Here is a 5,645-nt window from a genome sequence, read left to right on the forward strand (position 1 = left end):
TGTAGTGGTTTAATAAATTTGGCCACCTGAATAGAGGTGATATGCTTACCTCAAACAATAAAGGTGCCTTAATGAAAAAACGAAATTTCAGTGCAGAATTTAAACATGAATCTGCTCAGTTAGTTGTTGATCAGAACTACACTGTTGCTGATGCAGCTAAAGCCATGAATATCGGTCTTTCCACTATGACCCGATGGGTAAAACAGTTGCGCGATGAACGGGCTGGCAAAACGCCGAAAGCCTCTCCCATCACGCCAGAGCAAATTGAAATACGTGAACTCAAAAAGAAACTTCAACGTATTGAAATGGAAAATGAAATATTAAAAAAGGCTACCGCGCTCTTGATGTCAGACTCCCTGAACAATTTACGTTAATCGGAAAGCTCAGGGCGCGTTATCCCGTAACCACTCTCTGCCATGTATTCGGGGTTCATCGCAGCAGTTATAAATACTGGAATGCCCGTCCTATTCAGCCTGATAGAAGACGCACCGTATTGCGCAGTCAAGTTCAGGAACTACACAACATCAGCCATGGCTCTGCTGGGGCAAGGAGTATTGCCATAATGGCAACGTTCAAGGGCTTCCCAATGGGGCGTTGGCTTGCCGGTAGGCTCATGAAATAGCTCGGCCTTGTAAGTTGTCAACAACCGAAACACCGCTACAAACGTGGCGGACAAGAACATATTGCTATATCGAATCATCTCGAACGTCAATTTGCAGTGACTGAGCCCAATCAAGTGTGGTGTGGCGATGTCACCTATATCTGGACAGGCCAACGCTGGGCGTATCTCGCCGTTGTTCTCGATTTGTTCGCCAGAAAACCGGTGGGCTGGGCAATGTCGTTCTCTCCGGACAGTCGATTGACCATCAAAGCGCTGAAAATGGCGTGGGAAACTCGGGATAAACCAGCAGGGATGATGTTCCACAGTGATCAGGGTAGCCACTATACAAGTAATCAGTTTCGGCAGTTACTATGGAGATATCGGATCAAACAAAGTATGAGTAGACGCGGAAACTGCTGGGATAATAGTCCAATGGAGCGCTTCTTTAGGAGCCTGAAGAACGAGTGGGTACCCATGACTGGCTACATAAGTTTTAGTGATGCTGTCCATGCAATAACGGACTATATTGTCGGGTATTACAGCGTACACAGACCTCACGAATATAACGGAGGATTATCACCAAACGAATCCGAAAAGAGATACTGGAAAAACTCTAAAATGATGGCCAGTTTTAGTTGACCACTACAGCTCTGAAATTGGAGGCTCGTCACTGGCTGGCAATATTCTAATAATGGCCATGAGATAAAAGTAACCACTTTGGTAACCACCAAAAGTAATCACAATGCAAATAAGCATTGCGATACCCACAGGACAATTTTGTCCTCTGAATAAATATCAATAAGTTACCGTGACGCAAATATGCGTTACCGAGTAAATCAATAGTTTATCTACTCTGAACATGAATAACCAAAGCTAAAATAACGGTCCTATTGCGGTCCATATAATGTGATTGAACGGCAAGATTACGGCAAGGTTAGACGGGGATGTTACGGGGAGGGTTAAGCCGATAACGGTAAGGTTACGGTAAGGTATTAACCATAAGGTTGATATAAGGTTTCAGGTGGTCAATTTGACCGTTAGTAATATAAACAATGTATTGTCACCCCTTACCATTGGTCACTGAAACGATGACTAATGAGCGTTAATCTGGTTTTGTGACAGAATTAAACGTTATCAATTAGTTATATTTTGATTCCGTCGATTTAACGGAATTAAGTATAATCAATAGCTTATATCTACATACGGGATTATCCCGTATCATCATGGATAAATTAACGTTTAGATCACCCATAGAAATTGGAATTATTACCTAATATTCCAGAGTCCCATCAGCATTTTATTTTAACCGATGGCTTATATTGTGATGGTATCAAGATGAATAAACCAGAAATGAGAAAAGTAAAATCAATCAGGATCACCACATCAGGAACGGTAATAAAAGCCCCTGAGCGAGTGAAAACAGCCACAGGTAAAATTATGGCCACGATGACCATTCAGGCGGAGAGTGACAAACGTAGCCCGTACCCATTAAAGATAGTGGCATTCGATATTAACGCGCTGGAGCTTATGACCTGCCAGAAAGGAAACAAAGTCACGGCTATAGGTCGCTATGAGTGGTTTAATAGTTATCAGCTAACAGGGGCGCAGCTAGTTACTACTTAGTAAAACTTAGTATCAATAAGCCGATTTGAAGTTGGGAAATCTAAACAGGCTATTTCACCTCTTTAAACTAACCCAATATTATTAGACTAGTTTGCAACTAAAACTCTTAAAGATATGTGGTTCAGCTAACCCAAAAAATATCGGGACAGTTCGAATAGTCCACCAGCCTAATCATCCTATTTTGTTTAACTCATTCTTCTATTGGGAAACATTCTTTTACGCACTCAATGAAAACCTTCATGGCTGGGCTTATTACTTTTTTAGAGTGATGAGCACATAATGCCGTTATTCTTAAAAATGGGTCGTTAAAGGGCAATTCTTTTAGCTCACCAGAACGCAACTCGTTTTCAACAGTGAAATATGGCAAATATGAGATGCCTAGATTACTAGATACGCAACGTTTAATACTCTCAATACTCCATAATTCTATAGTGTTTTCAAGGGTAATGTTACGCTGTCGCATTGTGGTTTCAAACAATTGTCGAAAAATACACTGGGGTTCATTGATAACAAAGCTAACAGGTAAATGCTGGTTAGGAGATATAAAATCCATTTCACCAAGATTGGGAGAAGCGACAAGAACTAAGCGGTGAGAGCCTAAATCTTCCATAGTTAAAGCGCTATCATTTCCGACACGGTAAAAAATACCCAAATCAGCCTCATCAGCCAACAAAGCATCACGGATAACATAGCAATTTAATGATTGTAAGGATAAGCGAACTTTTGGGGCTTGTTGTTTAAAGCGCTCTAAAATAACAGGCATTTTATATGCTAATAATGTTTCCCCTGTTACAACTCGTAAATCACCATTTGGCTCAGCATTATGTTGTGCTGTTTGGCGAATACAATCCATTACACGAATAAGTTCATACACATGAGGTAGTATATTTTTGCCTTCAGTGGTTAAGGTTACTTGTCGCCCAATTTTTTCAAACAGCTTGGTTGATAATTCTTGTTCAAGCTGTTGAATATGAAATGTAATAGTTGATTGAGTGCAAAAAAGTTTACGTGAGGCTCGAATAAAAGAACCTTCCTCAACGATAGTTTTAAATGTAATGAGTCGCCGCAAGTCCATATCACCAGCCTAATATCAATCGAAAATATCGAATTCATAGTATCAAAACATTCAATTTTTTAAAGTTAATAAATGCGCTAGAGTCATTTTTTTAGGAGAAAGTTGATGATAGCAATGCTTATAAGTTCATTTTTAACATACACATTAATAACAGCGTTTACACCAGGACCTAACAATATCCTTGCAATGAGTTCGGTTACTCAATATGGATTTCGTCGAAGTATTAGTGTTTTATCGGGAATGAGTTTGGGTTTTTTTGTAATTATGGTTTTATGCGCAGTTTTTACATTATCTTTAGTAACAGTTCTGCCAATTTTTATGGGGTGGCTAAAGTGGATTGGCGCTGCCTATATTTTATGGCTGGCATGGAAAATCGCTAAAAGCCAAACGTCAACATCTAAAGCAGAGACTAAGCCTATCAGTTTTTGGATGAGTTTTTGGCTACAATTTGTCAATGTGAAAATTATTTTGTATGGAATAACAGCAATTTCAACATTCGCATTGCCATATTCTAATAATATATTGGTTATTTTTGGTATGAGCATTATTTTGTCTGTGATTGGCATCGCTGGAAATCTAGCATGGGCGCTTGCAGGACATTACTTGCAAATTGTTTTTTCCAAGCATGGCAAAGTGATTAATTACATACTTAGTGCTTTGCTTGTTTATTGTGCAATTAAGATTGTAATTTAAAGGATAGGTTTTTATCGAATAAAAATTTACAGGGATGTAGATTTTGAATGTTTCATTATTTGCAATAAAATTATTAATTGATGATATTTATGCAATTATGTCATTTGAAATCACAAGGTTTCTACGGAGTATAAAAACCATCTCAAAATAGGCATGACAAAAATATTAGGGGGTACATTTGGGGGTATCTATAAAGTTATTATTAAAATAATTGTTTATTATTATCATGTTGATTGATGTGTATGGTTCTCTCCTCCGCATTCCAACAAAATCATTGTCTCCTGAAGTCTCTTGAAAGCTCTACCATTTGTTGTATAGTTTTTTGTATAGAATTACCCTATACAAAACTGGTGATTTATGAAGCTAACGGACATGGCGATTAAAAAAGCCAAACCACGCGAAAAAGTCTATTCACTGGGTGATGGCAACGGACTGTCTTTAATTGTTGAACCTAATGGGTCTGTTCTGCGCAACTAAATCAGGACACTTTTCTTAAGGAATTTTGTTCATACTCAATGGGTGGCAGATCACCGTTGGCAGTATGAAGCCTTTCTAGGTTGTAATAGCGCATATACGCGGTAACATCTTCTTTCATCTGTTTCCGAGTCGGCTGTGGGATTTTTAGTACCCAATCGTGCTTTAAGCTACCAAAAAATCGTTCAACAACGGCGTTATCCCAACAGGCTCCAACATCGCCCATACTTGCTCGAATACCATAACTTGTCAGTAAGTGACGATAGCGCTTACTCGTATATTGTGACCCCTATCACTATGAAAGACTAGTCCTTTTTCGGGCTGGCGTAAGTTATACGCCTTCATCAAAGCTTTACTGACTAAATTTGACGTCATTCGTTTATCGATGTATCAACCCACAATACGGCGAGAATATAAGTCCATCACGATGGCTAAATACATCCAGCCTTCGCCTGTTTTTAAATAGGTCACATCACCCGCCCAAACTTCGTTAGACGCATGAGGATTAAAATTTTGATTTAGCAAATTATCGGCTACTGCATCACAGTGTTTGCGCTTTGTGGTGACTTTGTAAGCAACGCGTTGAGTGACGACTGGACCCAGCTGAGCCATTAGCTTTTGAACGCCATACGCACTCGCGCTAAAGCCCTCTTTGCATAACCGTTTACGTAACGTTCTATAACCTAAGCTATTTCGACTCTGTTCAAAGATAACTTTGGCTCTACGGTACAGGCTAAGTTGTTCTGCTGTGATCAGTTTTACAGGGCGTTTGAGCCAAGCGTAATAGGCAGAACGGCTTATTTTCATTAATTTGCAGAGATTCAGTACGGGAAACTGTGAAGATAATTGCTTAATTGTTTTAAACGCTACTTGGTTTCCTTTAGCAGGAGGGCGCTGGCTTTTTTTAGGATCTCTTTCTCCATCCTAAGTTCTTTGTTTTCCTTTCGAAGCCTTAATAGCTCAGCGTCGAATTTTGCTTTCCAGTTATAAAGTAATTTATCGGCGATCCCTAAAGAAGCTGCCGCTTTTGGAACGCTATAACCTTGCTCGGTGACTAATGCGACCGCTTCTTGCTTAAACTCAGTGGTATAAAATCTATTTGTTCGTTTTTTCATTTAACACCTCAATAATTGGATTATATTCCATTATTAAAGTGTCCTGTTTGATTAAAGCAGATCA

3 protein-coding genes and 3 pseudogenes are annotated in these 5,645 nt (G+C 39.3%); 4 read left to right on the top strand and 2 right to left on the bottom strand.

The features are described 5' to 3' along the window. Nucleotides 1-71 precede the first annotated feature (71 nt). Together GWI68_RS00295 and GWI68_RS00300 are read left to right on the top strand one after the other, a co-directional pair. Nucleotides 72-1,240: pseudogene (locus GWI68_RS00295) on the top strand (IS3 family transposase). 618 nt (nt 1,241-1,858) lie between these two features. Then, nucleotides 1,859-2,224, top strand: coding sequence for a hypothetical protein (locus GWI68_RS00300; RefSeq protein ID WP_243733272.1), 366 nt, complete (start codon nt 1,859-1,861; stop codon nt 2,222-2,224). A 190-nt stretch (nt 2,225-2,414) separates the two neighbouring features. Here the strand turns inward: GWI68_RS00300 and GWI68_RS00305 are convergent, their stop codons facing one another. Next, nucleotides 2,415-3,299: a LysR family transcriptional regulator gene (locus GWI68_RS00305; protein WP_166539060.1), complete on the bottom strand. Its 885-nt coding sequence runs from the start codon at nt 3,297-3,299 to the stop codon at nt 2,415-2,417. 105 nt (nt 3,300-3,404) lie between these two features. Between GWI68_RS00305 and eamB the strand changes: the two genes are divergently transcribed. Next, on the top strand, nt 3,405-3,992 hold the full coding sequence (eamB, locus tag GWI68_RS00310; protein WP_166539061.1) for a cysteine/O-acetylserine transporter: 588 nt from the start codon (nt 3,405-3,407) through the stop codon (nt 3,990-3,992). Nucleotides 3,993-4,349: 357 nt separating this feature from the next. Next, nucleotides 4,350-4,454: pseudogene (locus GWI68_RS00315) on the top strand (Arm DNA-binding domain-containing protein); the annotation flags it as partial. Nucleotides 4,455-4,470: 16 nt separating this feature from the next. Here the strand turns inward: GWI68_RS00315 and GWI68_RS00320 are convergent. Continuing rightward, nucleotides 4,471-5,581: pseudogene (locus tag GWI68_RS00320) on the bottom strand (IS3 family transposase). Between the last annotated feature and the right edge of the window lie 64 nt (nt 5,582-5,645).

It is taken from the genome of Proteus sp. G2669 (assembly GCF_009915245.1).
In the GTDB taxonomy this organism is placed as follows: Bacteria; Pseudomonadota; Gammaproteobacteria; order Enterobacterales; family Enterobacteriaceae; genus Proteus.

What these genes read in the sequence shown, in the direction of transcription:
- GWI68_RS00305 (WP_166539060.1), bottom strand. Translation starts at nt 3,299, where the DNA reads ATGGACTTGCGGCGACTCATTACATTTAAAACTATCGTTGAGGAAGGT.
- eamB (WP_166539061.1), top strand. Translation starts at nt 3,405, where the DNA reads ATGATAGCAATGCTTATAAGTTCATTTTTAACATACACATTAATAACA.